The sequence below is a fragment of the Microvirga sp. HBU67558 genome (assembly GCF_018069605.1).
In the GTDB taxonomy this organism is placed as follows: domain Bacteria; phylum Pseudomonadota; class Alphaproteobacteria; order Rhizobiales; family Beijerinckiaceae; genus Microvirga; species Microvirga terrae.
The window spans coordinates 1-24734 of record NZ_JAGPUP010000483.1 but is presented as its reverse complement, the minus strand read 5'-3'; the positions used below and the strand labels follow the sequence as shown (position 1 = coordinate 24734).

Genomic DNA, 24734 nt, shown 5'->3' with positions numbered 1-24734 from the left:
GCCGAGATCTATGCGATCGCCCGCGAGGCGCTCAGCGCCGGTCAGCGCGGCTTCCAGTTCCAGTCCTATCCGTTCCGGATGACAGCCGAGAACCTGGCCAAGCACCGCCTCGACCCGAACATTGCGTTCTGGAAGAACCTGAAGGAAGGCTCCGACACCTTCGAGGTCACCCGCGAGGAGCCCCAGGTCGGGGTCGGCAATGGGCGCTATGTCTTCGATGCGGGCGATCCATCCGTGGCGGCCGCGGTGGCTCAGATACAGCAGAGGGACGAGCAGCAGGTGGCTAACCTGATTGCCCGGGGCGTACAGCCGGTCAGGCTGGTCTACGCCGACGGTGGGCAGAACCAGGCGTTCCGCGAAGCCCTGTCGCCGGGTGAAGACGTCTCACTGGCGGTCGACGCCAGCGCCCGAAACCGTTTGGGCGATGTCAGCCGCCCAGAGGCCTTGGCGGCCGGGCCGCGCGAAATCCTCCTAAATGCAAATGGGAGCCCACGGCAAAGATCCCCGGCCAGCACGTCGTATGCGTCACAGAGGTCGTATGAATAAAGCTCGTGGGGCAGGGCCGATGAACCTGTCCGTCTGCGGCGCCTGACTGCCTGCGCGATCTAACCTACAGCGGGTTGCGCTCGCACTGGGGGCTACCGCCCGCTGCGGCAGGTACCAGCGGTCCGGACCAACACGGTGTGATGTGGGTTTGCACGGCGGGTTGAGGACACGGTGGCCCGGGCCATGGCCATTCTCAGCACCCGTCCGGATTACACGGCCGGACCACAGGCAATCCGACTGTCCATCTCAACGAGGCGGACGTTTGATGGACCTCCGCCTCTGCGTTGAAGCCGGCGTTCATGACACCAGCGTAGCGAGGATCCCGTCGAGCAGTGAGCCGTCCTCCAGGGGCTTTTCCAAGACCATGAATGCCGCGAAGTCCTATGTGTATGCGGTCGTCAAGGCCTGCGACCGGCCCGCTTCGCCGACGATATCGTGCTGGTCGGAGCGGAGGGGGTGTCATACGAGGAGGCGGCCCGGATCTGCGGCACGACGCTAGGCACGATCAAGAGCCGGGTGAACCGCGCCCGTACGCGATTGGCGGAACTCCTGGAGCTGGAGCCGGAGGAGGATCTCGGCCCTGACCGCCTGGTCAGAGCCACCCTGGTCCTGCACGCTTCCGTGTGAGGTCCGAGGAGCGCTGCGCCCGGCAGGCGGCCCTGATCAGGCGAATGGCCACGGATGGCGTGGACACCTCGGAGGCGAAGGAGTTTGTGCACAGTGCGAGGGTCTCCTGGAGCTCAGCCGTGACCATCTCCGCCGGCTTGAGGCGGAGGCCGGCTGAACGGGTGGCATGATCCCCAAGCCGCGGCGGGACTCCCCACTGCATCCCGCTTGGCAGGGCGCTGGCACTACCTCCATTGGGCAGGTTGCATCCGGGCGGCCCTGAACCCACCTGCCGGGGCAAAGGCCACGCCGGCCCATCATAAGAACACACGGAGGAAGTCCATGACCGACAATCGCGAGCGCTCGTTCACCCGGACGGGTCCATGGCATCCCCGCATGTATTCCCGGGAGCTTCAACCCTTGCTGCAATCGCTTCTGGCCACCCTCGCCGACATTGACTTCGCCCATGAGGGCGACATCGAGACGGTCAGGACCAGCTCGGCCGAGGATTGGCTCAAGCAGGCCACGATCCGGAAGCTGCAGCAGCACCACCGCGAGCGGCGTGAACCGTACGTCCGGCGGCTGAAGGCTTTGCAGGTGCGCATCAGGGCCTTGGCGGCCTAAGCCGCGATCCGCAACCGTGGGTCATGGGCGGCTGTGCAGCGGCCCCGCGCCGACCTCCACCGGCTTCTCCCTGAAGCCGACCCGTGGGCGTTGGCGGGCGCACAACGGCGCGCAGCCGGGAACCAGGGCTGACAGCTCGGGTTACGGGAGCGGCGGACCAAAACCAAACGGCCCCTCTATGGTAGGAGGAAACGGTGCGCACACGTTTGGGAGCATGGAGTCTTATCCTTGGCTTCACTCTTGGCATGATCGGCTGTGCCCCAGGCGAAGCGCCCGGCTTGTGGGAGCGGGCGCAGCAGGCCTGGGGCGAGGTGCAAGTCCAATACAGCCAACGGGCCGATCAGGTGCCGGCGCTGGTCGAGGCGGTGCGCCGGAAGGCACCGGGTGAGCGCGAAGTGTTCGATGAGGCCATGGCGGCCCACGATGAGGTGGTCGCCATCCGCAACGCAGACGGGTTCCTGGCCGAGCCGGAACGCTTCCGGCACTACGAGCAGGCCCAGCAGCGCCTTTCGGATGCCTTGGAGAGGCTTTACGAGACCATCAAGCGCTATCCCGAGCTCACGGGCGACACGGCCTTGCAGAACCGGCTGCACGAATTCCAGCGTCAGGAGGACCGGCTGATTGTGGCCCGAAGCGATCTCACCAGCGCGGTCTGGGCCCACAATGAGGACTTGCGCGGGTTCCCAGGCGCCTGGGTTGCTGCATTGCTCAACCCAAAGGCCAAGGCCCTGACGACCTTTGCGCAGGCCGAGATCGAGCAGCCCCAGGCGCCAGCTCGACCTTAGGCCGTTGCGCCGGCAAGGCACGACAGATCCAGAGGAGAGTGGATGATGCGATACGTCAGCCTGTCAGTGTTCCTGGCCGCCACGATTATGACGAGTTCGGCTCAGGCCCAGGTGCCGGAGGAGGTGGAGGCCTGCCGGTTGGCTGGTCTGGTGGCTCTGAAGGAGCGGTCCCCGGCGATCAAGGACCTGACCTTCGATATCGATGGGCTGGCGATCTCCAAGGCGAACACCAAGGTCGAGGACACCCCGGTCAGGATGGTGATTATGGGCGACGCCTATCTCCAGCGCGAGAAGACTGACAAGCCCAACCGCTTCGTCTGCCTGATCGGCGAGAAGGGCAAGGTCCTGCTGACCTTCTTCACCGAGCAGTAAGGCAAGGCCCCGGTCAGCGGGAGGTGTCCGGGTCCTGCCAATCCTCATCCTGGCCACTCGGCGGCTCGGGCGGGATCACGGCGTCAAGCGGATTGGGCCTGCCGGCGGTGACCGGATTCTCACCCACCACGTCCTGATAGTCGCGCGTAGAGCCGCTGCTGCCATAGCCGGCGGAGTCGCCAAAGTCGCGCCCGTCCGGATCCGACGTCGGTCCAAGGTTCGGGACGTCACCCTCGGTTTGTGCAGTCTCTCCTTGTTTCCCGGCAGACGGGGGATTGGCGTTCGGATCGTCCGGATCTGGCATGGGAGATCTCCATAGGTTCGGCGTGTCAGGCCAGTAGAATGCTGGTTAGCCGTGACCGCGGTTCTGCTTGCGGTTGTCCACCCCCTCGTTGGCTTGGCCTTGGCCTTGCGTCTTGGGAACGCCACCGCCGCCATCGCCATGATGCGGATGGTGGCCGGCATCCTTGCTGTGGCCCTTCACGACGGCTTCGTCGCTTCGGCCAGGCACGTGCCCCTTCTGCTTCTCGCTGCGGTTGTTGTGGTTCCGAGTAGTCATAGTCGTCCCCTAGCTGCGCTTCTGGGTGACTTTCTCCGCCCGTGATCCGGACGGCTGACTTTTGATCCGCGTTGCCCTCTTCCAAGACGATCTCACGCGGGCTTTCTTGGCCATGACAAATCCTTTGGTGTGCAGTGTTCATCGAATGTTGAGGGCGTCCTAGCTGCGGCCGCCGGACATGTCGCTCGGCGCACGACCGTCCGTTCCCGTCCCGGGATCCAGCGGCTTTGCCTCCGTGTTTCCGGCTCCGGTTTGATTGTCCGGCCGACGCTTGCTGTCCGCGCTCTTGTCCTGGGTCTTGTTGACGCGGCCCTGATTGGCGCCTGCGTTCTGTGCCATTTGGCTGCTCCACGGTGCTGTGATCGGACTGAGCCAACTTGGACACTGAAGTGATGTTCCCCTTTTTCCATGCTGGCTCAGGCGACCTGCGGCCGCATGCGTGGTGTCAGAACCAAGAGGTAAGCGAATGCTCTGCAACGGGGAACGTGTGAGCCTTCGCAGGATTGAGGGATCGCGGCCGAGCTTCGTCGCGAGGGAGCCATCAGCATGACCGACAGCAAGGACCAGAAGACCACGATCACTCTGGAGCCCGGACAGGTCGCTGTCGTCCTGGGCATGGAAGATGGCCAGATCAGCCGTCAGCTTTTCGCCAGCCCTGAGGTCGATGCCATGCTCGACGATGAGCATTCCGACATTCCTTTCCACTACTTCCTGGCCTCGGCCTTCCTGGTGCGTTTGGATCAGGATGAGGATTTCGCCTCGGACTCGGCCGAGTGGTACGACGAGAAGCTCCAGGGGGAAGCAGGCAGGGCCAACACTGGAGAATGAGCGTCAGACCCGGCGTGAACGTCGCAAGGCTTCCATGAGATCTGAACCGGCTTGGGCTGATGGACCACCTGACCTGCCCTTGCACATGCGGCTAGAGCACATGCTCGGACAGGGCGCAGAATGCGATTGGCGGTGACTTCCATAGAGCCCGTTCTGCGAACGTGGCTTCGATCAGGGAAAGCGCGGCCCGCAGCACAATCTGTCTTGCCTCGTCCCTCACGCTGACGATGAAAGTGCGCTGATCGCCATTTTGTACGATCTACAAGCGAAGAGCGCCTCAAGGGCGCTCTTCCTGTCAGGCTGCGTGCCGAACACTCAGGCGACCCGGCGGACCCGCTCGGCGGTCTTGTCAGCCTGCACCGTCACGGTGCGGGTGGCCTCCTCGGTCATCTGGATCGTGAGCTCAGCGAGACGCCGGCTATTCTCGACCGTCTGCTCTAGGTTGTCGCGCAGCAGCGAGCTCTGCACCTCAATGAAGTCCGTCATCGACCGGCAGCGGGCGAGGGCCTGCAGGCCATCCAGGTTGCGCTGCAGGCGCTTTTGGCTGCGGTCGACCAGCTCGCGCGACACCTCCTGCAAGCCGCGGGCGAGAGCCGTGCTAGACTGGGCCGCGGCGCGCAGGTTGTGCGCCGCCTCCTCGCTCAGCCCCAAGGCGACTGCGTCAGGTCGGTCGGCGGCCTGCAAGCTCTGGCCAGTCGAGCGGCGGGTCAGCTCCGAGAAGGCGCCGAAGCTGGTCTGGACCGCCTCTTGCATGACCTGAACCATGGTCTGGGCACTCTCCACGCCAGCCCGCAGCGTGTCCGCCACGTCCTCGGTTACCCGCTGCACGGCTTCGCCCTGCTCGCGGGAACGCCGCGCTTCAGCGCGTTTGGTCTCATCGATGTTCGCCATCTCATCCTCCACTGTCTCGGCTATGGCGTTGGCCTCCTCGTCGCTCAGCACCTTGAGCACCGCAGGAAGCAGTTCCTTCCGGTCATCACGGATGTGTTGCTGGAAAATTCGTCTCAGCTCGGCGGTCTTGCCGAGGAAGTCGCCACTGTTCTTCGGCATGGCCTCAAGTTCGTCCCGGAGTGCCCTGGTTTGCTCATTGTCGTCGGTGGCCTCGCGCACGAGATCCAACATTCCGTGCCGTCTCAACACGGGAAACAGGTGCTCCTCCTGAAGGCCGGCGAGGAGCTCCAGCTCCTCCTTCAGGTCGGCAAACAGGCGCTCGCGGGTCTTGACCGCGTTGTCGGAGGTAGCCAGCAGCTTTTCAAACAGCTCATTCGCCTTGTCGGGCGGCGTTTGGCTGAATCGTCTGGTGTCAGACATGGTTTCTCCCTCGCAATAAAAGGGGGCGGAACAGGGGCTTATAACTGGATGACGCGAAGTGACGTCAGTCGCAGGTCGAGGCGGCGCGACCTCGCAAAACGCAGAACCGACAAGGGTGCTCGCATGAGCCTCCTTGCTGACTTGAACATCGGCGAGACAACGCGCCGACCACCGTGCAGCGTTCCCAAATTTTTCACCTATGTTAGTCCTTCGACCGGTGGAGCATGGCAGTCCCCCACGCACTGTATGCGTGACCTTCTCTGGTTGGCTCACTCGTCATCGGGAAGATGGTGAAGCTCCTGCCGGTATTTGTGCGCCCTCTGGAGGGCTTCCGTTGCACGCCGCTCGTGGAATGAGCGCTGGAACTCGGTGTGGGCCCGCCGCGCGTAGGCAATGTGCGTCTGGGCTGCAGCCTCACAGGCTCGGATGAGGGAGCCCCGTTCTTCACGGATTTCGGTCATTGCTCGTTCTGCCAATCTGAATGTTGACGATGCTTAAAGCTACGCTCGCTTGACTGCGAATGCGCAGGTTGGCCGCCGTTGTGATTTCGCCTAGTGCCACTCACCTGAGCGCGAAGTGACAAACAGGGAAGCCCTCTGCCAGTCAGCAAAGTGGTCGTGCATGGTCACTCCCAAGCCCTTGTTCCGCTCCAGCTGAGCGATCTGAGCCTCCACGGCTGCGAGTCCCCGCTCAAGCCGGATCATGCGGCGGCGGATCGAAGACGATGGCTTCCGTTTTCTGCTCGTCATGGCGCCTCTTCGACCGTTTCTCTTCCACCTCAGGCTGCCAGGGATTGGCAGTGCTGCCGCCGCCGCAGTGTCTCCAGGAGATCCACATACGGTTGACGTTTCTCGCGATGGGCGGCTCTGATCGTGCCCTTGGTGGCCTCTTTCGATCTTGGGTCGAGCGCACTCGCCTCAACCTTCTCCAGCTCAATCTCGGCGGCAACATCGATATCGCCCAGGGTATGCAGAACCTCACGCATCATGGCGCCAAGGTGCGGCGAGTACATCCGATAGGGCTGTTGGGAATTGTTGGGCATAGTTTCCTCTTGTTGTTCTTGCTTCCGGCCCAAGAGATGACGGTGTTAACGTAGGTTAACAAGTGCCGACGGATGGGTAGGATTACGACGGGTCTTTACCTACCCCCTTCGAGAGTGTTTTGGGCTGAGCAGCAGAGATCGGTTACCGCGGACTCGTTGGATTGCTCTCACCCGAGGGACGTATGGGATCCCGCAGCCGTCCGCGAGCAGGATGTGGACCAGCACATCTTCGGCGGCGCACCACCCAGCCACTGAGGACACATCGCAGGGGCAGGCATGCTCATGCTGGGGCACACTTGTGCATCAGCGTGGCACTTGACTCCTCATTCGGCTCGCACGGCTGGCCCTTTTCCGACAGGCCATGTCGCTGTGCGTTCGCTCCTTTCCAGACTTTGCCCGGAATCACGGTTGCACGCCTATCGAGGGTCACGCACCGTGTCGGTTCACAGAGAACGGGGTAAATCCGACACAACTCAGCCAGCGCAAGGCAGGCACGCCATGGATCCGCAGTCTTCCGATGCGAGGCCATCGTCCTGTAGAAACGGGAGAAGCGGAAATGACCGGGATCAGGAGGAAAACGCTTCCTTGGTGATCCAATAGGAGCCTTGCCGCTGTCCAATATGCCCTTCCAGAATCGAGATGGCCGTGTCCACATCGCCTTCTTGGACAAGCTTCGCGATCTGAAGGTGCTCGTCGTACGACTTGCGAACATGATCGGGGCTTGACGACAGTCGCGTCCGCAGCGCTGCCATCTTGCCCGAGATGAGCTGATAGGCCTCAACCAGATACTGGTTGTTGCAGTGGTCGAAGAAGCACTGGTGGAAAGCGGTATCGAGGCGCCGATACGCGGCGGCATCGGAGTTCCACACCTGCTCCATCTGTCCGGTATTGGCGCTCAATGCCATCGCGAGAGCGGGTCCCTGGCGCTCCACCGCCATCCTCAGAGCGGCCGTTTCCAGAATGGTTCGGCAATCGCAAATGGCGGCAAGTTCCTCCTTCCCCATCGTGAACACGAATGATCCACGGCGAGGCTGGATCGTGACAAGCCCCTCCGTTTGCAGGCGCATGAGGGCCTCACGGACTGGCGTTTTGGAGATGCCGAAGGATGTGGCGAGCGCCGATTCGGAGATCTGCTGTCCAAGACCCAGGGTGCCATCGATGATGGCAGCCCGGATCCGTTCGACCGCCACATCCGTGAGGGACTGAGGAATCTCCAATGAGAGAGCGATATTCATGGTCCAACATTACCCCTGACAAAAAATCACTCTCACATCTCTCGGGTTCTTGCAAGCCTGTCATATGTGATATATTAGACTTTACACGCCAGAGCCGCAGAAGACGGCCGGCCCCTCATCAGGGAGGAAATCCATTGGAAACATTTGACCGCGGCCTCGTCCGCGCGAACCGCTTTGCCGTAGGCGCGATGCTGGCCATCATGGCCGTGCTCGTCTTCGCCAATGTCGCGCTCCGCTACCTGTTCGGCATCTCGCTGAGCTGGGTCGAGGAACTCACCCGTTACCTGATGATCTGGCTCGCGTGGCTGGCCGCCGGCTTGGCGATGCGCGAGGGCGCTCACATCGCCATCGACAACCTTCAGCAGGCGCTTCCCGCATTCGGGGCTAGGATCCTCCGCCTGTTCGTTCTCGTCGCGGTCATCGGCTTCTTTGCCGCCGTGGCCTGGCTCGGATGGCGCTACGCGATGTTCGCATGGCGTCAGCAGACCGCCGTGCTGAGGCTGCCTCTCGGCGCCGTGTATCTCGCCATCCCCGCAGGCTCCGTGCTGATGATTGCCCATGTCCTCCTGACCGCCCGGAAAACCTTGACGCACGACGTGACCGCCGAGGAGCAGGCCCAAGCTGCGGAGATGAGCGTCCTATGACCGCCGTACTTTTCTCGACCTTTCTCTTCACCATGGCGGTCGGCGTTCCCATCGCCATCACCATCGGCCTCGCAACCCTGATTGCTGTGGTTTGGGATGGCCGGTTCTCGGCCATGCTGATCCCGCAGAAGTTCTTCGCCGGTCTGGACAGCTTTCCGTTGCTGGCCATCCCGTTCTTCATCCTCGCCGCCGAGATGATGTCGGGCGGGCGTCTCACCGAGGTGCTGCTGCGCTTTGCCTCCGCCTGTGTCGGGCACATCCGCGGCGGTCTCGGTCACGCCAACATCCTGACGATGACCTTTTTCTCCGGCATTAGCGGATCCGCGCTCGCCGACGCCGCCGGCCCGGGATCGCTCATTACCAAGATGATGCGCCAGACGGGCTATCATCCCGCCTATGCCGCCGCGATGACGGCTTCCGCCGCCATCGTCGGGCCCATCATTCCGCCGTCGATCATCATGGTCGTCTATGCCCTGACCGACAACAGTGTGAGCGTCACGGGCCTGTTCCTGGCAGGCATCGTGCCGGGCCTGATGATCGCGGCGGCGCTCCTGCTCGTGAACCACTGGATCTCGGTGCGCCGCAATTATCGTGCCGGCGACGCACGTCCTTCGCTCCGCGAATTCGTGCTGATCGCCTGGCGGGCACTTCCCGCCCTCATGCTGCCGTTCATCATCCTCGGTGGAATCCATACGGGCGCCTTCACCCCGACCGAGGCTTCCGCGGTCGCGGTGTTCTACGCCTGGGTGGCCGGACGCTTCATCTACCGCACGCTGACTTTCGACAAGATTCCGGCCATCCTCGTGCGCACGGCCGTCATGACCGCCTCGGTCATGCTGATCATCTCGACGTCGGAAGCATTCGCCTGGGCGCTGACGGTGCTGCAAATTCCTCAGGCCGTGTCGGAGTTCATCGTCTCGCTCGGCCTCGGCCCCATCGGCTTCCTTGTGGCGGTCAACGTCTTCCTGCTGCTGTTCGGCATCTTCATGGAGCCGCTGCCGGGCATCATGATCCTGGTGCCGATCCTTGCGCCGGTTGCGGACGCCATCGGCATCAACTCGCTGCAATTCGCGATGATCGTCATTCTGAACCTGACGCTCGGGATGATCACGCCGCCGGTGGGGGGACTCCTGTTCGTGACCTCCGTCGTCACGAAGGTTCCGATGAACGCGCTGGTGCGCGAGCTCTGGCCGCTGCTCGGCGCCGAGATTGCCGTCCTTGCCCTGCTGACCCTGGTGCCCGGCTTCAGCACCTGGCTGCCGAACGCCTTCGGCTACCTGAAATAACGAAGTCCACAAGAAGGAGAGGAAACGCAATGTTCAAGACACTGCTCGCGACTGTCGCAACGGCCGTCCTGATCGCCGGATCGGGAACCGCATGGGCCCAGGCCGTCAAGACGATCAAGTACACCCATTTCCAGCCTGGCCGCGAGGACCAGCCGAAGCATGCCGCTGCGCTGGCCTTCAAGAAGCACGTCGAGGAGAAAACGAACGGCGCCCTGAAGGTCGAGATTTACCCTGCCGGTCAGCTCGGTAACGCAACGACGGTCCTGGAGGGTCTGCGCTTCGGCTCCGTCGAGGTCGCTGTCGTCCATGACGGCGGCATCTCCAGCATGTACAAGACCTTCGACATCTTCGCGCTGCCGTACCTGTTCAAGAACCAGAAGGTCGCGTGGTCCGTTCTCGACGGTCCGTTCGGCAAGGAGTTTGCGGACGGCATGCTGAAGGAGACCGGCATCAGGCTCATGGCATATGCCGACAATGGCATCCGCCATTTCACCAACTCCAAGAAGGCGATTACCAAGCCGGACGATCTCAAGGGCATGAAGATGCGGGTTCAGCCGAGCCCCGTGTTCATCGAGCTCGTGAAGAGTCTCGGTGCGAGCCCGTCGGCCATCGACTGGGCGGAACTGCCTGCCGCCTTGACTCAGGGAACCGTCGACGGACAGGAAAACGGTGTCACCAATATCCTCGCGGCCAGCCTCTACCAGAGCCAGAAGCACGTGACCCTGGACGGGCACGTCTACTCTCTGCACGCGTACCTGGTCAGCGACAACTTCTATCAATCCCTCACGGCAGACCAGAAGAAGGCCTTCGACGAGGCCGTGGTGATCGCGAAGGATATACACCGCAAGCTCACCGCCGAGCAGGATATGAATGCCGGCAAGATCCTGTCCGACAAGGGCATGACGGTGACCGAACTCACCCCGGACCAGGTTGACGCGTTCCGCAAGGTCGCGCAGCCGCCCGTTCGCGCCTACCTCGAGAAGGAGGTCGGCAAGGACATCGTCGGCAAGCTGATCGATGCGACGGCCCAAGCCGAAAAAGGCATGTGAGGCGCGCTCCCCCGTCTGCGTTCAGGTCCCGCAACCTGCGAGGCCTGAACGCCACTCTAGAGAGAGGTCTTTATGATCCGCGTGACGATCATCGACGACGGCTACGATCAATACGACGTCGAGCGCGAGGTGCTGGCCCGCGTTGGGGCCGAGCCGATGCTTGTGCCTTGCCGCGGCGATGCCCAGGCTGTCGTTGACGCCATCCGCGACGCGGATGCGGTGTTGGTGCGGGAGTCGCCCGTGACCGCTGCCGCGATCGCCGCAGCGCCGCGTCTGAAGGGAATTGTTCGCTACGGTATCGGTGTCGACAACATCGACCGCGATGCGGCGACGGCTCGCCAAATCTACATCGCGAATGTCCCGGACTATGGCACCGAGGACGTGAGCGATCACGCGATGGCGTTGCTCCTTGCAGTGGCACGGCGCGTTCCGAGCCGCGACGCCTATGTCCGCGGCGGCGGCTGGTACTCCGGATCCAGGGAGAAGATGCACCGTCTGGCAGGCAAGACCCTTGGGTTGATCGGGTACGGCCGCATCGCACAGGCATTCGAACGCAAGATGCGGGGGTTCGGCATCTCGCGCGTCCTGGCTTCCGACCCTTACGCCGACTTACCGCACGGCGTCGAAGCCGCGTCGATTGAAGCCCTGTGCCGGGAGGCCGACTATCTCTCCCTGCATGCACCACTGACACCGGAGACCCGGCACCTTCTGAATGCGGAGCACCTCGCGCTTCTCAAGCCGACGGCAATCATCGTGAACACGAGCCGCGGTGCTCTCATCGATGAGCAAGCCCTTGTGGCCGCCTTGCAGAATGGCCGTGTCTTTGGAGCCGGGCTCGACGTGCTCGAGACCGAGCCACCAAGCACCAGCAACCCGCTCCTCAAGCTGCCGAACGTGGTCCTGTCCGATCATGCCGGCTGGTACTCGGAGGAGTCGGTGGCCGAACTGCAACGCAAGGCAGCCGAGGAGGTGGCCCGCATTCTCTCGGGCCAGCCGCCGCTGAACTGGACCAACCGCTGGTCTGACACCGAAGCGGCCTGATCATTCAACCACCATAGGAGACAAGAATGGCACTCAATGAACTTCTGGAAGGTTTTAGGGCCGTCGCGACGGCGTCCGTCGCCGACGCCGTCGACAAGATCGCCGGAACTCGCGGCTATCTCGACCACGCGATCGTGCCGCGGATCAATGCGAAGCGCGTCGTCGGCCCCGCCGCCACCGTCCTGGAGGGCCCCGCCGCCGAGTTCGTACCCCCGACCCATGCGCTTGATCTGATCGATGAGGCGCCGGCGGGCTCGGTCATCTGCATTGCCACCGGCGGCGAGGCGAACCTCGCCGTTTGGGGTGGTCTCATGACCGCCGGCGCCGTCGCAAACAACCACGTGGGCGCCATCTTGGACGGCGGCGTGCGCGACATCGAGGAGATCCGCCGCGACTACGATTTTCCGATTTTCGCGCGCGCCGTTTCTCCAGGCACGACACTCGGCCGCTTCAAGACCCTGGCCTCCCAAGTGCCGGTCCAGATCGGCGGCGTGTGGATCCATCCCGGCGACATCATCGTCGCGGACATCGACGGTGTCGTGGTCGTGCCGCAGGCGCATGCCGAGGCGGTGCTCGAGATGGCCCGTGACATCGACCGGCGCGAGTACGAGCAGGCGAAGCTCATCATTGCCGAACGCTCGCTCCGGCAGGGACTTGCCAAGTACGGCCGCATCTGACGGCTCACCATGGAAGGGAAGGGGAGGACAATCATGCGCATAAGCACACTCGCAGCCGTCCTGGTTGCTGCTACTGTCTTGCACTCGGCGGCGAATGCCGAGAGCCCGAAGGTCGAGGTCGTCGCCGAATGGAACAGCCTCCCCTACGATGTGAAGGACGCGAAGATCGCCGATGCCTGGCGGCAATCGAAGATCCACGGCAAGGCCCTCTTGCAGGGCGCCAAGGTCGACAGCGAGGGCACGATCTACGTGTCGACGGCGCGGTGGGGCGGCAGGGAGATCCCTGCGACTCTGTCTAAGCTCGTGCAGAAGGACGGAAAGTGGGCTCTCCAGCCGTTCCCCTCCGAGGAACTGAACGATCCCGCGAATCCGAGGGGCTTGAAAGCCGTCCTCGGGTTCGAGATCGACCGGAACGACGTGATGTGGATCCTCGACCAGGGGCACATCGCGGGAGCGCCCTCGAATCCCGGTGACGAGAAGCTGGTGTTGTGGGATCTCAAGGCCAACAAGGAAATTCAGCGCTACGAGTTCTCAGAGGCCGATTCAGACAAGAAATGCTCGTTCCTCAACGACGTCGCCGTCGATAACGACAGTGGCTTTGCCTACATCACCGACAGCGGGATCTTCTGCAATCCGTTGCACGGTGGACTGATCGTCTACGACTCCAAGGCCAACAAGGCCCGGCGGGTTCTTGACCGGACCATGTTCACCAACAACGAGCCGAACTTCTTCTTCAACATCGACAACCGTCCGGTGCTGAAGGGCAGTCCGATGCTGACCGGGGCCGACGGCATCGCGCTCTCCGGCGACAAGGGCTCGCTGTACTGGACCAATCTCACCGGCAACACCCTCTGGTCGCTCGACACGGCGTCGCTGCGGGATGCGTCCCTGTCGGAGCCCGAAGTGCAGGCGAGGGTGAAACGGGTCACCACGCTGCCGTCCAACACCGACGGCCTCACGGCGGACCGGGATGGAAACCTGTACCTGACGGCGCTCCAGCTCAACGGTATCATGAAATTCGATACCCGGACGGGTCGCCTGGAGCGGTTCGTTCATCATCCCGAGATGTCCTGGCCCGACACGCTGGCGTGGGGACCCGACGGAGCGCTTCATGTGGTCTCGAACCATCTCAATGTCTGGGTGGATGGCGACATGAACTTCGAGAACCCTGCCACGCCGAATTTCCGGATCTGGAAGATCCCAGGGGTGGGCAAGCCCTATCTCAGCCAGTGAACTCTCTCGGCCACCGCTATGCTTGCGGTGGCCGGCCCCTTACCGATCGGAGCACGATGGATGCCTCTTGACATTATCGCCCTCGGCGAGCCGATGATCGAATTCAACCAGACCAAGGAGGGCGGCGGGCGCTCCTACCTCCAGGGCTATGGCGGTGACACCTCCAACTTCGCCGTCGCGGCGGCCCGGCAGGGGGCGTGGACCGGGTATTACACCGCTCTGGGCGACGACGTTTACGGCCGGATGTTCCTCGACCTGTGGCGCCGGGAAGGCGTCGATGCAGACCAGGTGAAGATCGACCCATCCGCTCCCTCCGCTGTCTACTTCGTCAATCACGATGAGCAAGGCCATCACTTCACCTTCTTCCGGACCGGGTCGGCCGCAAGCCGTGTCACGCCTACCGATATTCCCAGCGACTATCTCGCGTCCGGCCAGGTGGTCCACCTGTCAGGCATCAGCCTCGCCATCTCGGCGTCGGCCTGCGATGCCGGCTACGCGGCAGTCGAGGTGGCGAAGAAGGCGGGCCGGCTCGTATCGTTCGACACGAACCTGCGTCTGAAGCTCTGGTCGAAGGACCGCGCACGGGCGACGATCCTCGACATGATGGGATTGTGCGACATCTGCCTGCCGTCCTTTGACGACGTCGCGTTGCTGACCGGGATTCAGGATCCGGACAAGCTCGTCGACCTTGCCCTGATGCGTGGCGCCAAGATAGTCGCCTTGAAGCTGGGAGCCAAGGGCGCAATTGTTGCGAATGCGGACGAACGACACCGCATTGCACCTTTTCCCGTCAATGCCATTGATGCAACCGGCGCGGGCGACACGTTTGGCGGAGCCTTTGTGACGCGCCTTGTCAACGGAGACGACATTGCCACGGCGGGACGCTATGCGGCCGTCGCCGCCGCCCTGTCGACGACCGGTTACGGAGCCGTCGATCCCATTCCAACGGCGTCCCAGGTTCAGGAGGCACTGTCGTCATGGTCAGCATAACGGATGCTTTTGCCCCGGGGCTTTTCGACAACCGCCAGGTTTTGGTCGTCGGTGGCACCAGCGGGATCGGACTTGGTGCGGCGCTCGCCTTTCACAGGCTCGGCGCCCGTGTCCTGGCGACCGGCGCAAGTGAGGCTGAGCGGGCTCGGGCCGCAGCCGAGTTTGACACGACGGGGATCGAATTCGCCGTGCTCGATGTTCGCGATGAGGCGGCCATTGCTGCATTGATCGCCAAGTTGGAACGGCTCGATATCCTGATCAACGCGGCCGGGGTCATCCGGCGCGACCAGGAGCATGACCCGGATGTCTTCGCGGATGTGGTGGCAATCAATTTGACCGGCACCATGCGGGTTTCCTCCGCCGCCAAGCCGAAACTGGTTGAGGCGCAAGGATGCGTCGTCAATGTCGCGTCCATGCTGACGTTCTTCGGGGGAGCGCGTGTGCCCGGCTACAGCGCCTCGAAGGGCGGCATCGGCCAGCTCACCAAAAGCTTGGCCGCGGCCTGGGCCGGGGAGGGCGTTCGGGTCAATGCCGTTGCGCCAGGCTGGATCGCGACGCTGTTGACGCAAGCCCTCCAGGACGATCCCGAGCGCAGCGGTCCCATCCTGTCCCGGACCCCCATGGGCCGGTGGGGGACACCGGACGAGGTCGCGGGAGCCGCCGTATTCTTGGCTTCGCCCGCAGCCCGCTTCGTGACAGGGACAATTCTGCCGGTGGACGGCGGCTACCTCACCGTATGAACGCCAAGGAAACTGCAAAGGAAATGCCATGAGCACACCCGATCTGACCCCCGCCAATGACAAATGGGCTCCCTACAAGCACCCACAGCCCAAGGAGTCGCCACCCGAGCTCGTTATTCCGAACGCGATCCCGACCGACGAGCGCATCTGGGTGCCGGTTGAGGAGAATGTGTGGTTCCGCCCGCTGCTGCTCGCCGCGTCCCGTGGTTATTGGATGAACCTGCTGCGGGTCCGGAAGTCGGGCGTCCTCTCCCGCCACCGTCATCCCCAACCCGTTCATGCCTTCGTGCTGAAGGGTGAATGGCGGTATCTCGAGCATGATTGGGTGGCAAAGGAAGGATCTTACGCCTATGAGGCCCCGGGCGAGACGCACACCCTCGTGGTCGATCCGCACGTGGAGGAGATGATCACGCTGTTCCAGGTGAATGGCGCGATGATCTACGTCGATCCCGACGGCAAAACGACGGGCTTCGACGACGTCTTCACCCGCATCGACAAGTGCCGCGCCCACTACGCCCAGAACGGGCTCGGAGCGGACTACGTCGATCAGTTCATCCGATGAGCGGGATCGGCATGCTCGCCGGATCCTCGATCATACCAGTACTGACGCTCGAGGATCCGGCAGTCGCCATCTGTAGTTGAACCGACGCGGCGGGCCCCCGCAGGCGTTAAATTGCATCAGGGCCATTGCCGGCAGCGTGCCGAAGGTGACCGTTGAGGCGGACCCCATCGTCACACCAGCGCAACTGGATCAGGCCCAGGCCGCGGGTGCGCAGTTTCTGGTGTCGCCAAGCGGCTCGGACCGGATTATCGATAACGCTGCGTGCCTTTGCGGGTATGGCGGCAGGAGGATCGGTAGCTCCGCTCTTCGACGAATTCCGCATTCTGACGCGGCGGATTGAACGGGCGCGCGGCCTGTCAGGTGCCAGTTAGACTTTTTGGTAAACTGTTCCGGCCCCCGCGGTTTGATAGCCTGACCGGAGGGATTTTGGCGGCAGCGATGCTTCAAGAGAGTTCCGCATGAACCTATGTGAATGGCTGATGCGCACGGCAATGCGCTCGCCGCAGGCGCCGGCGCTTCTCCGTGGGACCTATGTGTTGGCTAGCTATTCCGTCTTCGCCGAACGGGTGATGCGTTTGGCCGAAGCTCTTCATAGCCGGTTGGGAGTGCGTCCGGGCGACCGCGTTGCCCTCTTCCTGGCGAACCGCGCTGAATATCTTGAGCTGCTGTACGCTGCGTGGGCTGTCGGCGCCGTCGCGGTTCCGATCAACTACAAGTTGCATGCCAACGAGGCAGCCTGGATCATCGGCGATGCGGAGGCCAAGGTCGTCTTCATCGATGATGAAGCAGCCGACTTGCCGCCGATCCTGGCCGGAGCCTCATGCAGCGTGCCTGCGGTCTCGGTGGACAGCCCTGAATTCCAAGCGCTTTACAGACACGAGGTGTTTGCGGCGCTTTTGCCGCGCGGCCGGGATGATCTCGCGTGGCTGTTCTATACATCCGGGACCACAGGAAAACCCAAGGGCGTGATGTTGTCTCATGGCAACCTGCACGCCATGGCGTTCTCCTACTTCGTCGACGTTGACGAGGTCCGGCCGACGGACGCGGCCCTGTATGCTGCGCCCATGTCTCACGGCGCGGGGATTTACAATTTCATGCACGTGCTGCGGGGCGCCCGCCACGTTGTCCCGGAGTCCCAGGGCTTCGACCCTGCCGAGATCCTGGAACTCGGAGCGGCGCTGGACGGCGTTTCGATGTTCGCGGCACCTACCATGGTGCGGCGGCTGGTTGACCATGCGAAAAGCGTCGGGAGCGAAGGCACCGGACTCCGGACAATCGTTTACGGCGGCGGGCCGATGTACCTGGCGGACATCGAGGATGCCGTGGCGGTGATGGGGGCCCGCTTCGTCCAAATCTACGGCCAGGGCGAAAGCCCCATGACCATCACGGCCTTGCAGCGTGACCTGATCGCTGACCGTGCGCATCCACGGTGGCGGGAACGGCTGGGATCCGTGGGAACGGCCCAATCGTCCGTCGAAGTCCAGGTTGTCGATGAGGAAGGGCGGCCCCTGGCACATGGCGAGAGTGGGGAGATCGTGGTGCGAGGGGCTCCCGTCATGCTGGGCTACTGGCGGAACCCGGATGCGACTGCCAGAACGCTCCGCAACGGCTGGCTCTGGACGGGAGATGTCGGTGCCTTGGACCATGAGGGTTTCCTCACGCTCAAGGACCGATCAAAGGACGTGATCATCTCAGGCGGCTCGAACATCTATCCGCGCGAAGTGGAGGAGGTGCTGCTCATCCACCCTGGTGTGCGTGAAGTGTCGGTGATCGGCCGGGCCGATCCGGAATGGGGCGAGGTTGTCGTGGCCTACTTCGTCGGCGAGGCCACGCCGGACGAACTCGATCAACTGTGCCTTGAGCGGATTGCCCGGTTCAAGAGACCCAAGGATTATGTGCAGCTCCAGTCCCTGCCGAAGAACAACTATGGCAAGGTCGTAAAGACCGAGCTTCGAGCCCTTGACGCCCGCAGGGGCGTTCGAGGGGCCTGAACGATCACGGAAGAGGATAAAGGTGATGACGGGACGGCTTGCGGGGAAGACAGCTCTGGTGATGGGGGCCGGGTCGAGCGGACCGGGTTGGGGCAACGGCAAGGCGACAGCCGTTCTGTTCGCGCGGGAAGGGGCACGCGTGCTGTGCGTCGACCTCAATGAGGCAGCGGCCCGCGAGACGGTCGAGATCATCCAGGGCGGGGGGGGTGAAGCGGAGGCTTGCCAAGCCGATGTCTCGAAGGGGGCAGACGTGGAGCGCGTCGTGGCGTCCTGTCTGGAGCGGTTCGGGCGAATCGACGTGCTCGACAACAATGTCGGCATCGTTCAGGTCGGCGGCGTCGTCGAGCTGTCGGAGGAGACGTGGGATCGGGTTTTCTCCATCAACCTGAAGAGCTGCTACCTTGCAATGAAGCATGTGATCCCGATCATGGAGCGTCAGGGCGGCGGCTCGATCATCAACATCTCTTCGATTGCCTCGATCCGGTACACGGGCGTCCCTTACTCGACCTACTATGCGACGAAGGCCGCCATGAACCATCTGACCCGCACGACCGCCGTCGAATACGCGTCAAGGAAGATCCGCGTGAATGCCATTCTGCCGGGGCTCATGAAGACGCCGATGGTCGAGCAATCGGCGGGCCTCGCCAGCAGCTACGCGAGCGGCGATGTCGAGGCAATGTGGCGGGCCCGGGAGGCCCAGGTCCCGATGGGTCACATGGGGGATGCCTGGGATGTTGCGAACGCGGCGCTCTATCTCGCGTCCGACGAGGCGCGGTACGTTACCGGCATTGAGCTTGTTGTCGACGGTGGGATCACGCTCAAAGTGTCTTAAGCACGGATGCTCCCGACGACGAAGCGGAGTCCGGCTCCAGAGGTTTCGATGAAGCGATCGGAAAAAGTCATCATCAGCTGTGCGGTCACTGGATCAATCCATACTCCGAGCATGTCGCAGTATCTGCCAGTCACGCCGCAGCAGATCGCCGAGAGCGCCCTTGATGCAGCGGCAGCCGGTGCCGCGATCCTTCACCTACATGCACGAGATCCGCAAACCGGCCGCCCGACGCAGAGCCCCGACGTGTTCAAGCAGTTCCTGTCTGCAATCAAGGAGGGCTGCAACGCCATCGTGAACATCACCACCGGCGGCGGCCTCGGCATGAGCCTCGACGAGCGCCTCGCAGCTGCGAAATGGGCGCAGCCCGAGATCGCCTCCATGAACATGGGATCGTTCAACTTCAACATCTCGGGCGCCGGCGGACGCATCGCGTCGTTCAAGAACGACTGGGAGAAGCCCTACCTGGAGATGACCAAGGACTTCATCCTGCCGAACACCTTCGCGCAGATCGAACGGGGCATGACCGAACTGGGTGCGCTCGGCACCCGCTTCGAATTCGAGTGCTACGACGTCGGCCATCTCTACAACCTCGCCCATTTTGCCGACCACGGACTCGTGCAGCCGCCCTTCTTCGTGCAGGCCATCTTCGGGACTCTCGGCGGCATCGGTCCCGAGCCCGAGAACCTCATGCACATGAAGGCGACAGCCGACCGCCTGTTCGGCAACGACTACTATCTCTCCATCCTGGCCGCCGGCCGGCATCAGCTGCCGTTCGTCACCATGGGAGCCATCCTCGGCGGCCATGTACGGGTGGGCCTGGAGGATAATCTCTATCTAGGCAAGGGAGAACTCGCACCATCCAATGCCGACCAGGTCCGCAAGATCCGCCGCATCCTTGAGGAGCTTTCCCTCGCCATCGCTACGCCGGACGAGGCGCGCAACATGCTCCAAACAAAAGGGTCGGATAACACCGCTTTCTGAGAACTGTGCGGCCAACGGGCTGCCGCAGATAAGCCGTCAGACATAAAGGCGTTCGGACGCTTCGCCGCCAATGCATTGTGCGAGCTTGTCGCCTGCCTTTTCAATCACCCACATGCGTGCCTAAGATGGATGTCCTAAAAAGGGAGGAAACAATGAAGACGCGTTATGTTCTCAGTGCTCTGGCCGCCTTGGCCATGACAGGAGCGGCCCAGGCGCAGACCTCAGTCAAGCTGGGCGTCTTGAATGATCGTTCTGGCGTTTATTCCGACCTGACCGGCGAAGGATCGGTGATCGCAGCCCGCATGGCCGTCGAGGACTTCAAAGCGGCCGAGAAGGGCATCAAGGTCGATATCGTCGCCGCAGACCACCAGAACAAGCCGGACATCGGCGCCAGCATTGCCCGGCAATGGTACGATCAGGATGGCGTTGACGTCATACTGGATGTCCCAACCTCCTCAGTGGCCCTCGCCGTGAACGGCATCGCCCGCGAGAAGAACAAGATCTTGATCAATTCAGGTGGCGGCACCTCGGATCTGACAGGAGCACAGTGCTCGCTCAACACCGTTCACTGGACCTACGATACCTGGGCGCTCGCGAACGGGACGGGCGGCGCGATGGTGAAACGTGGAGGGGATACCTGGTTCTTCCTCACGGCAGATTACGCGTTCGGACACGCGCTTGAGCGCGACACGTCGGCCTTGGTGACGAAGGCGGGCGGCAAGGTCGTCGGAACCGTGCGCCATCCATTCCCGGGCCAAGATTTCTCATCCTTCCTCCTGCAAGCACAATCGTCGAAGGCCAAGGTGATCGGCCTCGCGAATGCTGGTGGCGATTTTGTCAACACGATGAAGCAGGCGGCGGAGTTCGGAATCGTCCAGGGTGGCCAGAGCCTCGCCGGACTCCTGGTCTTCATCACCGACGTTCACGCCCTGGGGCTTCAGGTGGCTCAGGGTCTGGTGATGACGGAGGCGTTCTACTGGGACCAGAATGACCAGACTCGAGCTTGGTCGAAGCGTTTTGCCGAGAAGAATGGAGGCAAGATGCCGACCATGGTTCATGCAGGCGTGTATGCCGGTGCGCTTCACTATCTCAAGGCTGTTGAAGCCTTGAAGGATAAGGACACGGCGAAGGTCATGGCCAAGATGAAGGAGATGCCCACCGACGATCCACTGTTCGGAAAGGGCAAGATCCGCCCGGACGGCCGTAAGATCCATGACATGTACCTGTTCGAAGTCAAGAAGCCGAGTGAATCCGAGGGGAGCTGGGACCTCTACAAGCTTCTTGCCACGATTCCGGCTGATCAGGCGTTCCGCCCAATGAGCGAAGGCGGCTGCCCTCTCGTGAAAGGCTGATCGCAGCAGGTGCGGACGGGGCTGGGTAAACCTGCCTCGTCTGCCTGCGAACCAACCCATGATCGCACGTCATGACGAAGAGAGACCGCTTCGGCAATGGAAAGTGACAGCAATGGATTTAGGAATTCAGGGTTTGCGCGTTCTCGTGACCGCTGGAGCCGGGGGTATCGGCCTGGAGATTGCCAGAAGCTTCGTCCGCGAGGGGGCAAGGGTGCATACCTGCGACATTGATGATGCGGCACTCGCCTCTCTGGCGACTAGCGATCCGGACGTGACCCGGTCCCGGACCGACGTTGCGAACCGGACAGACGTGAACCTCCTCTTCGAGGAAGCCCTTCATGCTCTCGGTGGGCTGGATGTTCTTGTGAACAATGCCGGGATCGCGGGGCCAACGGCGCAGGTAGATGAAGTCGATCCCGAGGATTGGGACCGAACGCTTCAGGTCAACATCACAGGGCAGTTTAACTGCGCCCGTCTGGCTGTCCGGCACCTGCGCGAGAGTGACAACGCCTCCATCGTCAATCTTTCATCCGCCGCGGGACGATTCGGCTTTCCTCTGCGCTCGCCCTACGCGGCATCGAAATGGGCGGTGGTGGGATTCACCAAAACTCTTGCGATGGAGTTGGGGCCGCTCGGGATTCGGGTCAACGCCATTCTTCCGGGCGTCGTGGAGGGGGATCGGATCCGCCGCGTGGTCGGGAGCAAGGCTCAGGCACGCGGCATCAGCTATGAAGAGATGCAGGACGAGTTCCTCCGACACGTCTCTCTGCGAACCGCAGTGACGCCGCAGCAGATTGCCGATCAGATCGTGTTCCTGTGCTCGCCTCGTGGGAGAACGATTTCAGGCCAAGCAATCGCAATCGATGGTGATACGCAGTCCCTCGCATAAGGTTTTTGGGGGCCGGCTCGCTCCTGCGTAGCCAGATGCGCAGAGATGACAGCTAGTTCCATAAAAAATGTTATGCGAAATGTTATACCATTCAATTGCGAGCTCCCCTTTTTGCTCCAGGGCGTCGAGCTCAGTCCTAGTCTGAGGAGAATACACGTTTGTGCAACAAACCCTGCGATTTGGATCAAGAGTGAGCATCCAATCCGACGTTATTCTCAGCGCCTTTCAATGCCAAGCGCTCGCTACACGTTATAACTACTACCGTCCGCATCAGTCACTTCAAAAGGCTGCTTTTCATCACAGCACTATTGACGTGAAGTGATTACTAGGTATTTTTGTTGCTATGAAGTGAGAGCTTGAGAGCCGATTCGTGATTAGTCCAGAAGAGCTAATAGCCCGAGCAAAAGCGGACCTTGCAAAGCAAGAAGCTGCAGAAGCCCGCGCGCTTGAAGCGATGGAGCGAGCGCGAGCAGAGCAAATCAAACTCCGCGGATTTATCGAAACCTTGGAGCGATACAGTGGGATTGAAGCCACTGCAGTGGCTCGGCCACGAGCCCAAGGAAGAGTTAGCAGATCGCGCGCGTTAGTTGATAAGGCTGTCGAGATCTTATTCTTCAACGATATGCCGATTGAAATCGGCAAACTCGCAGATCTTATTGAAATCGAAGGACTAACAATCGCGGGACAGAACCGAAATGCAACCTTGGCAGGTTATCTATCCCGCGACGAACGTGTGGAGTTCGTGCGGCCAGTAGGATGGCAACTGACTGAGGCAGGACGCCACTATGTGCACAGCAGTGGCCGCGGAAAAGAACCGCAAAATCCTGTCGAGAACGATAACGAGTGGGATCTTGAGCCCGAAAAGTCATCGGGAGATTTCGACGATGACATACCATTTTAAACAAACGCCCCGCTGTGGCGGCGGGGCGTTTGTTCCCAACTTCGACGGCAAGTCCTCCGTCGCAGTCGGGGCTAAGCATCCAATGGATACTTCGCTTGGACAGCTTGTATGTATTGCGATGTTGAGCTCCGGTCAACTCAGGACCTATGGAGCCTTATATGGCAAATCGTGTGTACCCCTCGTACTGGATGTACAAGGATTCTCGTGGTGAGTGGCGCTGGACCTATGAGGCCAGCAACGGCAAAACCATTGCGGTGAGCAGCGAAGGCTACAAGAGCCGCAGGGACTGCGAACGAAGCATTGAGATCATGAAGGCATCGGCTAACAGCCCGACTTGGATGCCCGCAGATCTTCTCAATGCAGCGTAACCCCAAGCCCAAGCCTGCGGCTTGGGCTCACTCGCCATAGAAGGAATAAAGATGTCAACTTGGCAATTCGCTCTGGTACGAGGCCAAGGCATCGCCTTTTGGGGTTGTGTCTGTCCGAGATAGCGTGATTGACAGTCCCTCTCAGCGTGACGAACTCACTCAGTGGTGGACGATGAAACTCGGCTGCCCTGCCGTTCTGATAGGCGCACAACGACACCGCACCTACGGTCGACAAGACATTGTGCGTTTTCTCCGGAATATTCATCCGTCTCAGCTTCCCTGGCGGCAGATGAACGTGTCTTAAGACCAGCAAGCAAAGCGAGCGCGCCCGTCGGAGTGTCAAACGCTACGGCGCGTTCGCGCTCATGATATTGCAGAAGAGCGTTACCACCACCGCATTCAAGGATGACACCGTCCACGCATCGTAGACGCTCTCCACAACATCCAGGGGCTTAGGATTGATCGAAATCAGATAGACGCTAGCATTGCTGAATTGGTAGCACATCGATTTACGAACGATGAACTTATAATAGTCAAAGTGCTTTCCGTTAACATATTCACAGTTCGCCCAAGAGTCGGCTGATATGCATCATTTTACTTGAGCATATGCAAATTTCTTTAGCCGGCAAAGTCACCTGAGTCTTGAAACAGGGGCGACGCAGTAAGAGCGTCCCGTGCCATCAGCGTTAACTCCTCGTTGAGCATACTTCCCTCACATTGGCTCAGGTCTCTGGGAGGTGATGAGATGCGGGTGTTGCTGATCGAGGATGACATCTCTGTCGCCCAAAGCATTGAGCTCATGCTCCAGCGCCTCAACGTCCGGATCTCCGTGGCCGATCTGGGCGAGCACGGCATCGATCTCGGCCGGCTCCCCGATTACGACATCATCCTCCTCGACCTCAACCTCCCGGACATGTCAGGCTACGATGTCCTGCACCAGTTGCGGCTTGCCAAGGTGAGCACGCCCGTTCTGATCCTCTCAGGCCTGGATGGGATCCAGAACAAGGTCAGAGGCCTCGGCTATGGTGCCGATGACTACCTCACCAAGCCGTTTCACAAGGACGAACTCATCGCCCGCATACAGGCTATTATCCGCCGCTCCTCCGATCAGACCGAAGCTGTCCTTCAATGTGGCGATCTGACGGTCAAACCTCGGGCTCAGCAGGCTGAGGTCGGAGGACGCCAGGTGAACCTGACCGGCACGGAGTACAAGATCCTGGCGTTTCTGGCTCAGCGCCAGGGGAGCACGCTGACCAAAGAGATGCTCCTCAATCATCTGTATAGCGGCAT

The 24734-nt window shown here is 61.7% G+C and carries 29 protein-coding genes and 2 pseudogenes; 24 read left to right on the top strand and 7 right to left on the bottom strand.

Annotated elements, in window-relative coordinates; genetic code table 11:
* The 5 genes and pseudogenes from KBI52_RS09140 to KBI52_RS09120 all read left to right on the top strand — a co-directional run.
* A pseudogene (locus tag KBI52_RS09140) lies at window positions 1-546 on the top strand (hypothetical protein); the annotation flags it as partial.
* Between the two features lie 432 nt (window positions 547-978).
* Window positions 979-1173 (top strand): annotated as a pseudogene (locus KBI52_RS09135) (sigma factor-like helix-turn-helix DNA-binding protein); the annotation flags it as partial.
* A gap of 321 nt (window positions 1174-1494) precedes the next feature.
* Window positions 1495-1776: a hypothetical protein gene (locus tag KBI52_RS09130; protein WP_210806910.1), complete on the top strand. Its 282-nt coding sequence runs from the start codon at window positions 1495-1497 to the stop codon at window positions 1774-1776.
* Between the two features lie 194 nt (window positions 1777-1970).
* Window positions 1971-2561, top strand: coding sequence for a LemA family protein (locus KBI52_RS09125; protein WP_210806908.1), 591 nt, complete (start codon window positions 1971-1973; stop codon window positions 2559-2561).
* Between the two features lie 42 nt (window positions 2562-2603).
* A complete protein-coding gene (locus KBI52_RS09120) occupies window positions 2604-2933 on the top strand; it encodes a hypothetical protein (RefSeq protein WP_315974899.1) in 330 nt (109 codons plus the stop codon).
* Window positions 2934-2946: 13 nt separating this feature from the next.
* Here KBI52_RS09120 and KBI52_RS09115 read toward each other — a convergent pair whose 3' ends face one another.
* The 3 genes from KBI52_RS09115 to KBI52_RS09105 form a co-directional block, all read right to left on the bottom strand.
* The gene (locus KBI52_RS09115) at window positions 2947-3237 is read right to left on the bottom strand and encodes a hypothetical protein (protein WP_210806906.1); all 291 of its coding nucleotides are present in this window, start codon (window positions 3235-3237) and stop codon (window positions 2947-2949) included.
* A gap of 45 nt (window positions 3238-3282) precedes the next feature.
* Complete coding sequence (locus KBI52_RS09110; protein ID WP_210806904.1) at window positions 3283-3492, bottom strand: hypothetical protein; 210 nt, start codon at window positions 3490-3492, stop codon at window positions 3283-3285.
* A gap of 159 nt (window positions 3493-3651) precedes the next feature.
* Window positions 3652-3831 carry a hypothetical protein gene (locus KBI52_RS09105; protein ID WP_210806902.1) on the bottom strand — a complete coding sequence of 60 codons (180 nt, stop codon included), beginning with the start codon at window positions 3829-3831 and terminating at the stop codon, window positions 3652-3654.
* A 207-nt stretch (window positions 3832-4038) separates the two neighbouring features.
* Between KBI52_RS09105 and KBI52_RS09100 the strand changes: the two genes are divergently transcribed.
* Window positions 4039-4320: a hypothetical protein gene (locus KBI52_RS09100; protein WP_210806900.1), complete on the top strand. Its 282-nt coding sequence runs from the start codon at window positions 4039-4041 to the stop codon at window positions 4318-4320.
* 315 nt (window positions 4321-4635) lie between these two features.
* Here the strand turns inward: KBI52_RS09100 and KBI52_RS09095 are convergent, their stop codons facing one another.
* The 4 genes from KBI52_RS09095 to KBI52_RS09080 all read right to left on the bottom strand — a co-directional run bounded on the left by KBI52_RS09095 (window position 4636) and on the right by KBI52_RS09080 (window position 7908).
* Entirely contained in the window at window positions 4636-5631 is a 996-nt protein-coding gene (locus KBI52_RS09095) for a phasin family protein (RefSeq protein ID WP_210806898.1), read from the bottom strand.
* A 269-nt stretch (window positions 5632-5900) separates the two neighbouring features.
* Window positions 5901-6092, bottom strand: a complete 192-nt coding sequence (locus KBI52_RS09090; protein ID WP_210806896.1) for a hypothetical protein — start codon at window positions 6090-6092, stop codon at window positions 5901-5903.
* A gap of 317 nt (window positions 6093-6409) precedes the next feature.
* Entirely contained in the window at window positions 6410-6673 is a 264-nt protein-coding gene (locus KBI52_RS09085) for a hypothetical protein (RefSeq protein ID WP_210806894.1), read from the bottom strand.
* 566 nt (window positions 6674-7239) lie between these two features.
* A complete protein-coding gene (locus KBI52_RS09080; protein WP_210806892.1) occupies window positions 7240-7908 on the bottom strand; it encodes a GntR family transcriptional regulator in 669 nt (222 codons plus the stop codon).
* A 134-nt stretch (window positions 7909-8042) separates the two neighbouring features.
* Between KBI52_RS09080 and KBI52_RS09075 the strand changes: the two genes are divergently transcribed.
* The 18 genes from KBI52_RS09075 to KBI52_RS08990 all read left to right on the top strand — a co-directional run.
* Window positions 8043-8552 carry a TRAP transporter small permease gene (locus KBI52_RS09075; RefSeq protein ID WP_210806890.1) on the top strand — a complete coding sequence of 170 codons (510 nt, stop codon included), beginning with the start codon at window positions 8043-8045 and terminating at the stop codon, window positions 8550-8552.
* Window positions 8549-9838, top strand: a complete 1290-nt coding sequence (locus tag KBI52_RS09070) for a TRAP transporter large permease (RefSeq protein ID WP_210806888.1) — start codon at window positions 8549-8551, stop codon at window positions 9836-9838. The genes KBI52_RS09075 and KBI52_RS09070 overlap by 4 nt, the downstream gene beginning before the upstream one ends.
* A 29-nt stretch (window positions 9839-9867) precedes the next feature.
* Window positions 9868-10887: a DctP family TRAP transporter solute-binding subunit gene (locus KBI52_RS09065; RefSeq protein WP_210806886.1), complete on the top strand. Its 1020-nt coding sequence runs from the start codon at window positions 9868-9870 to the stop codon at window positions 10885-10887.
* 72 nt (window positions 10888-10959) lie between these two features.
* A complete protein-coding gene (locus tag KBI52_RS09060; protein ID WP_210806884.1) occupies window positions 10960-11928 on the top strand; it encodes a C-terminal binding protein in 969 nt (322 codons plus the stop codon).
* 26 nt (window positions 11929-11954) lie between these two features.
* Window positions 11955-12605, top strand: coding sequence for an RraA family protein (locus KBI52_RS09055; RefSeq protein ID WP_210806882.1), 651 nt, complete (start codon window positions 11955-11957; stop codon window positions 12603-12605).
* A gap of 33 nt (window positions 12606-12638) precedes the next feature.
* The gene (locus KBI52_RS09050) at window positions 12639-13838 is read left to right on the top strand and encodes an L-dopachrome tautomerase-related protein (protein WP_210806880.1); all 1200 of its coding nucleotides are present in this window, start codon (window positions 12639-12641) and stop codon (window positions 13836-13838) included.
* A gap of 60 nt (window positions 13839-13898) precedes the next feature.
* Window positions 13899-14828, top strand: a complete 930-nt coding sequence (locus KBI52_RS09045) for a sugar kinase (RefSeq protein WP_210806878.1) — start codon at window positions 13899-13901, stop codon at window positions 14826-14828.
* Complete coding sequence (locus KBI52_RS09040; protein WP_210806876.1) at window positions 14816-15568, top strand: SDR family NAD(P)-dependent oxidoreductase; 753 nt, start codon at window positions 14816-14818, stop codon at window positions 15566-15568. The genes KBI52_RS09045 and KBI52_RS09040 overlap by 13 nt, the downstream gene beginning before the upstream one ends.
* A gap of 28 nt (window positions 15569-15596) precedes the next feature.
* On the top strand, window positions 15597-16130 hold the full coding sequence (locus KBI52_RS09035) for a 2,4'-dihydroxyacetophenone dioxygenase family protein (RefSeq protein ID WP_210806874.1): 534 nt from the start codon (window positions 15597-15599) through the stop codon (window positions 16128-16130).
* A gap of 76 nt (window positions 16131-16206) precedes the next feature.
* Window positions 16207-16470 carry a hypothetical protein gene (locus KBI52_RS34035; RefSeq protein ID WP_210806873.1) on the top strand — a complete coding sequence of 88 codons (264 nt, stop codon included), beginning with the start codon at window positions 16207-16209 and terminating at the stop codon, window positions 16468-16470.
* A 118-nt stretch (window positions 16471-16588) separates the two neighbouring features.
* Window positions 16589-18121: an AMP-binding protein gene (locus KBI52_RS09025; RefSeq protein WP_210806871.1), complete on the top strand. Its 1533-nt coding sequence runs from the start codon at window positions 16589-16591 to the stop codon at window positions 18119-18121.
* Between the two features lie 25 nt (window positions 18122-18146).
* A complete protein-coding gene (locus KBI52_RS09020) occupies window positions 18147-18953 on the top strand; it encodes an SDR family NAD(P)-dependent oxidoreductase (RefSeq protein WP_210806869.1) in 807 nt (268 codons plus the stop codon).
* 48 nt (window positions 18954-19001) lie between these two features.
* Window positions 19002-19934: a 3-keto-5-aminohexanoate cleavage protein gene (locus tag KBI52_RS09015; RefSeq protein ID WP_210806867.1), complete on the top strand. Its 933-nt coding sequence runs from the start codon at window positions 19002-19004 to the stop codon at window positions 19932-19934.
* Window positions 19935-20086: 152 nt separating this feature from the next.
* Complete coding sequence (locus tag KBI52_RS09010; protein WP_210806865.1) at window positions 20087-21286, top strand: ABC transporter substrate-binding protein; 1200 nt, start codon at window positions 20087-20089, stop codon at window positions 21284-21286.
* A 112-nt stretch (window positions 21287-21398) separates the two neighbouring features.
* The gene (locus KBI52_RS09005) at window positions 21399-22175 is read left to right on the top strand and encodes an SDR family oxidoreductase (RefSeq protein ID WP_210806862.1); all 777 of its coding nucleotides are present in this window, start codon (window positions 21399-21401) and stop codon (window positions 22173-22175) included.
* Window positions 22176-22545: 370 nt separating this feature from the next.
* Entirely contained in the window at window positions 22546-23076 is a 531-nt protein-coding gene (locus tag KBI52_RS09000; protein WP_210806860.1) for a hypothetical protein, read from the top strand.
* A 158-nt stretch (window positions 23077-23234) separates the two neighbouring features.
* Window positions 23235-23444: a DUF1508 domain-containing protein gene (locus KBI52_RS08995; RefSeq protein WP_210806858.1), complete on the top strand. Its 210-nt coding sequence runs from the start codon at window positions 23235-23237 to the stop codon at window positions 23442-23444.
* A gap of 745 nt (window positions 23445-24189) precedes the next feature.
* Window positions 24190-24734, top strand: a 545-nt coding sequence (locus KBI52_RS08990; protein ID WP_210806856.1) for a DNA-binding response regulator, incomplete at its 3' end; no start/stop codon positions are given.

Excerpts from the sequence above, each read along its gene's own strand:
- KBI52_RS09115 (WP_210806906.1), bottom strand. The coding sequence starts at position 3,237 with ATGCCAGATCCGGACGATCCGAACGCCAATCCCCCGTCTGCCGGGAAA.
- KBI52_RS09105 (WP_210806902.1), bottom strand. The coding sequence starts at position 3,831 with ATGGCACAGAACGCAGGCGCCAATCAGGGCCGCGTCAACAAGACCCAG.
- KBI52_RS09025 (WP_210806871.1), top strand. The coding sequence starts at position 16,589 with ATGAACCTATGTGAATGGCTGATGCGCACGGCAATGCGCTCGCCGCAG.
- KBI52_RS09035 (WP_210806874.1), top strand. The coding sequence starts at position 15,597 with ATGAGCACACCCGATCTGACCCCCGCCAATGACAAATGGGCTCCCTAC.
- KBI52_RS09065 (WP_210806886.1), top strand. The coding sequence starts at position 9,868 with ATGTTCAAGACACTGCTCGCGACTGTCGCAACGGCCGTCCTGATCGCC.
- KBI52_RS09085 (WP_210806894.1), bottom strand. The coding sequence starts at position 6,673 with ATGCCCAACAATTCCCAACAGCCCTATCGGATGTACTCGCCGCACCTT.
- KBI52_RS09100 (WP_210806900.1), top strand. The coding sequence starts at position 4,039 with ATGACCGACAGCAAGGACCAGAAGACCACGATCACTCTGGAGCCCGGA.
- KBI52_RS09045 (WP_210806878.1), top strand. The coding sequence starts at position 13,899 with ATGCCTCTTGACATTATCGCCCTCGGCGAGCCGATGATCGAATTCAAC.
- KBI52_RS09040 (WP_210806876.1), top strand. The coding sequence starts at position 14,816 with ATGGTCAGCATAACGGATGCTTTTGCCCCGGGGCTTTTCGACAACCGC.
- KBI52_RS09015 (WP_210806867.1), top strand. The coding sequence starts at position 19,002 with ATGAAGCGATCGGAAAAAGTCATCATCAGCTGTGCGGTCACTGGATCA.
- KBI52_RS09120 (WP_315974899.1), top strand. The coding sequence starts at position 2,604 with ATGATGCGATACGTCAGCCTGTCAGTGTTCCTGGCCGCCACGATTATG.
- KBI52_RS09020 (WP_210806869.1), top strand. The coding sequence starts at position 18,147 with ATGACGGGACGGCTTGCGGGGAAGACAGCTCTGGTGATGGGGGCCGGG.
- KBI52_RS09090 (WP_210806896.1), bottom strand. The coding sequence starts at position 6,092 with ATGACCGAAATCCGTGAAGAACGGGGCTCCCTCATCCGAGCCTGTGAG.
- KBI52_RS09010 (WP_210806865.1), top strand. The coding sequence starts at position 20,087 with ATGAAGACGCGTTATGTTCTCAGTGCTCTGGCCGCCTTGGCCATGACA.
- KBI52_RS09005 (WP_210806862.1), top strand. The coding sequence starts at position 21,399 with ATGGATTTAGGAATTCAGGGTTTGCGCGTTCTCGTGACCGCTGGAGCC.
- KBI52_RS09050 (WP_210806880.1), top strand. The coding sequence starts at position 12,639 with ATGCGCATAAGCACACTCGCAGCCGTCCTGGTTGCTGCTACTGTCTTG.
- KBI52_RS09070 (WP_210806888.1), top strand. The coding sequence starts at position 8,549 with ATGACCGCCGTACTTTTCTCGACCTTTCTCTTCACCATGGCGGTCGGC.
- KBI52_RS08995 (WP_210806858.1), top strand. The coding sequence starts at position 23,235 with ATGGCAAATCGTGTGTACCCCTCGTACTGGATGTACAAGGATTCTCGT.
- KBI52_RS09055 (WP_210806882.1), top strand. The coding sequence starts at position 11,955 with ATGGCACTCAATGAACTTCTGGAAGGTTTTAGGGCCGTCGCGACGGCG.
- KBI52_RS09095 (WP_210806898.1), bottom strand. The coding sequence starts at position 5,631 with ATGTCTGACACCAGACGATTCAGCCAAACGCCGCCCGACAAGGCGAAT.
- KBI52_RS09110 (WP_210806904.1), bottom strand. The coding sequence starts at position 3,492 with ATGACTACTCGGAACCACAACAACCGCAGCGAGAAGCAGAAGGGGCAC.
- KBI52_RS09130 (WP_210806910.1), top strand. The coding sequence starts at position 1,495 with ATGACCGACAATCGCGAGCGCTCGTTCACCCGGACGGGTCCATGGCAT.
- KBI52_RS09060 (WP_210806884.1), top strand. The coding sequence starts at position 10,960 with ATGATCCGCGTGACGATCATCGACGACGGCTACGATCAATACGACGTC.
- KBI52_RS09080 (WP_210806892.1), bottom strand. The coding sequence starts at position 7,908 with ATGAATATCGCTCTCTCATTGGAGATTCCTCAGTCCCTCACGGATGTG.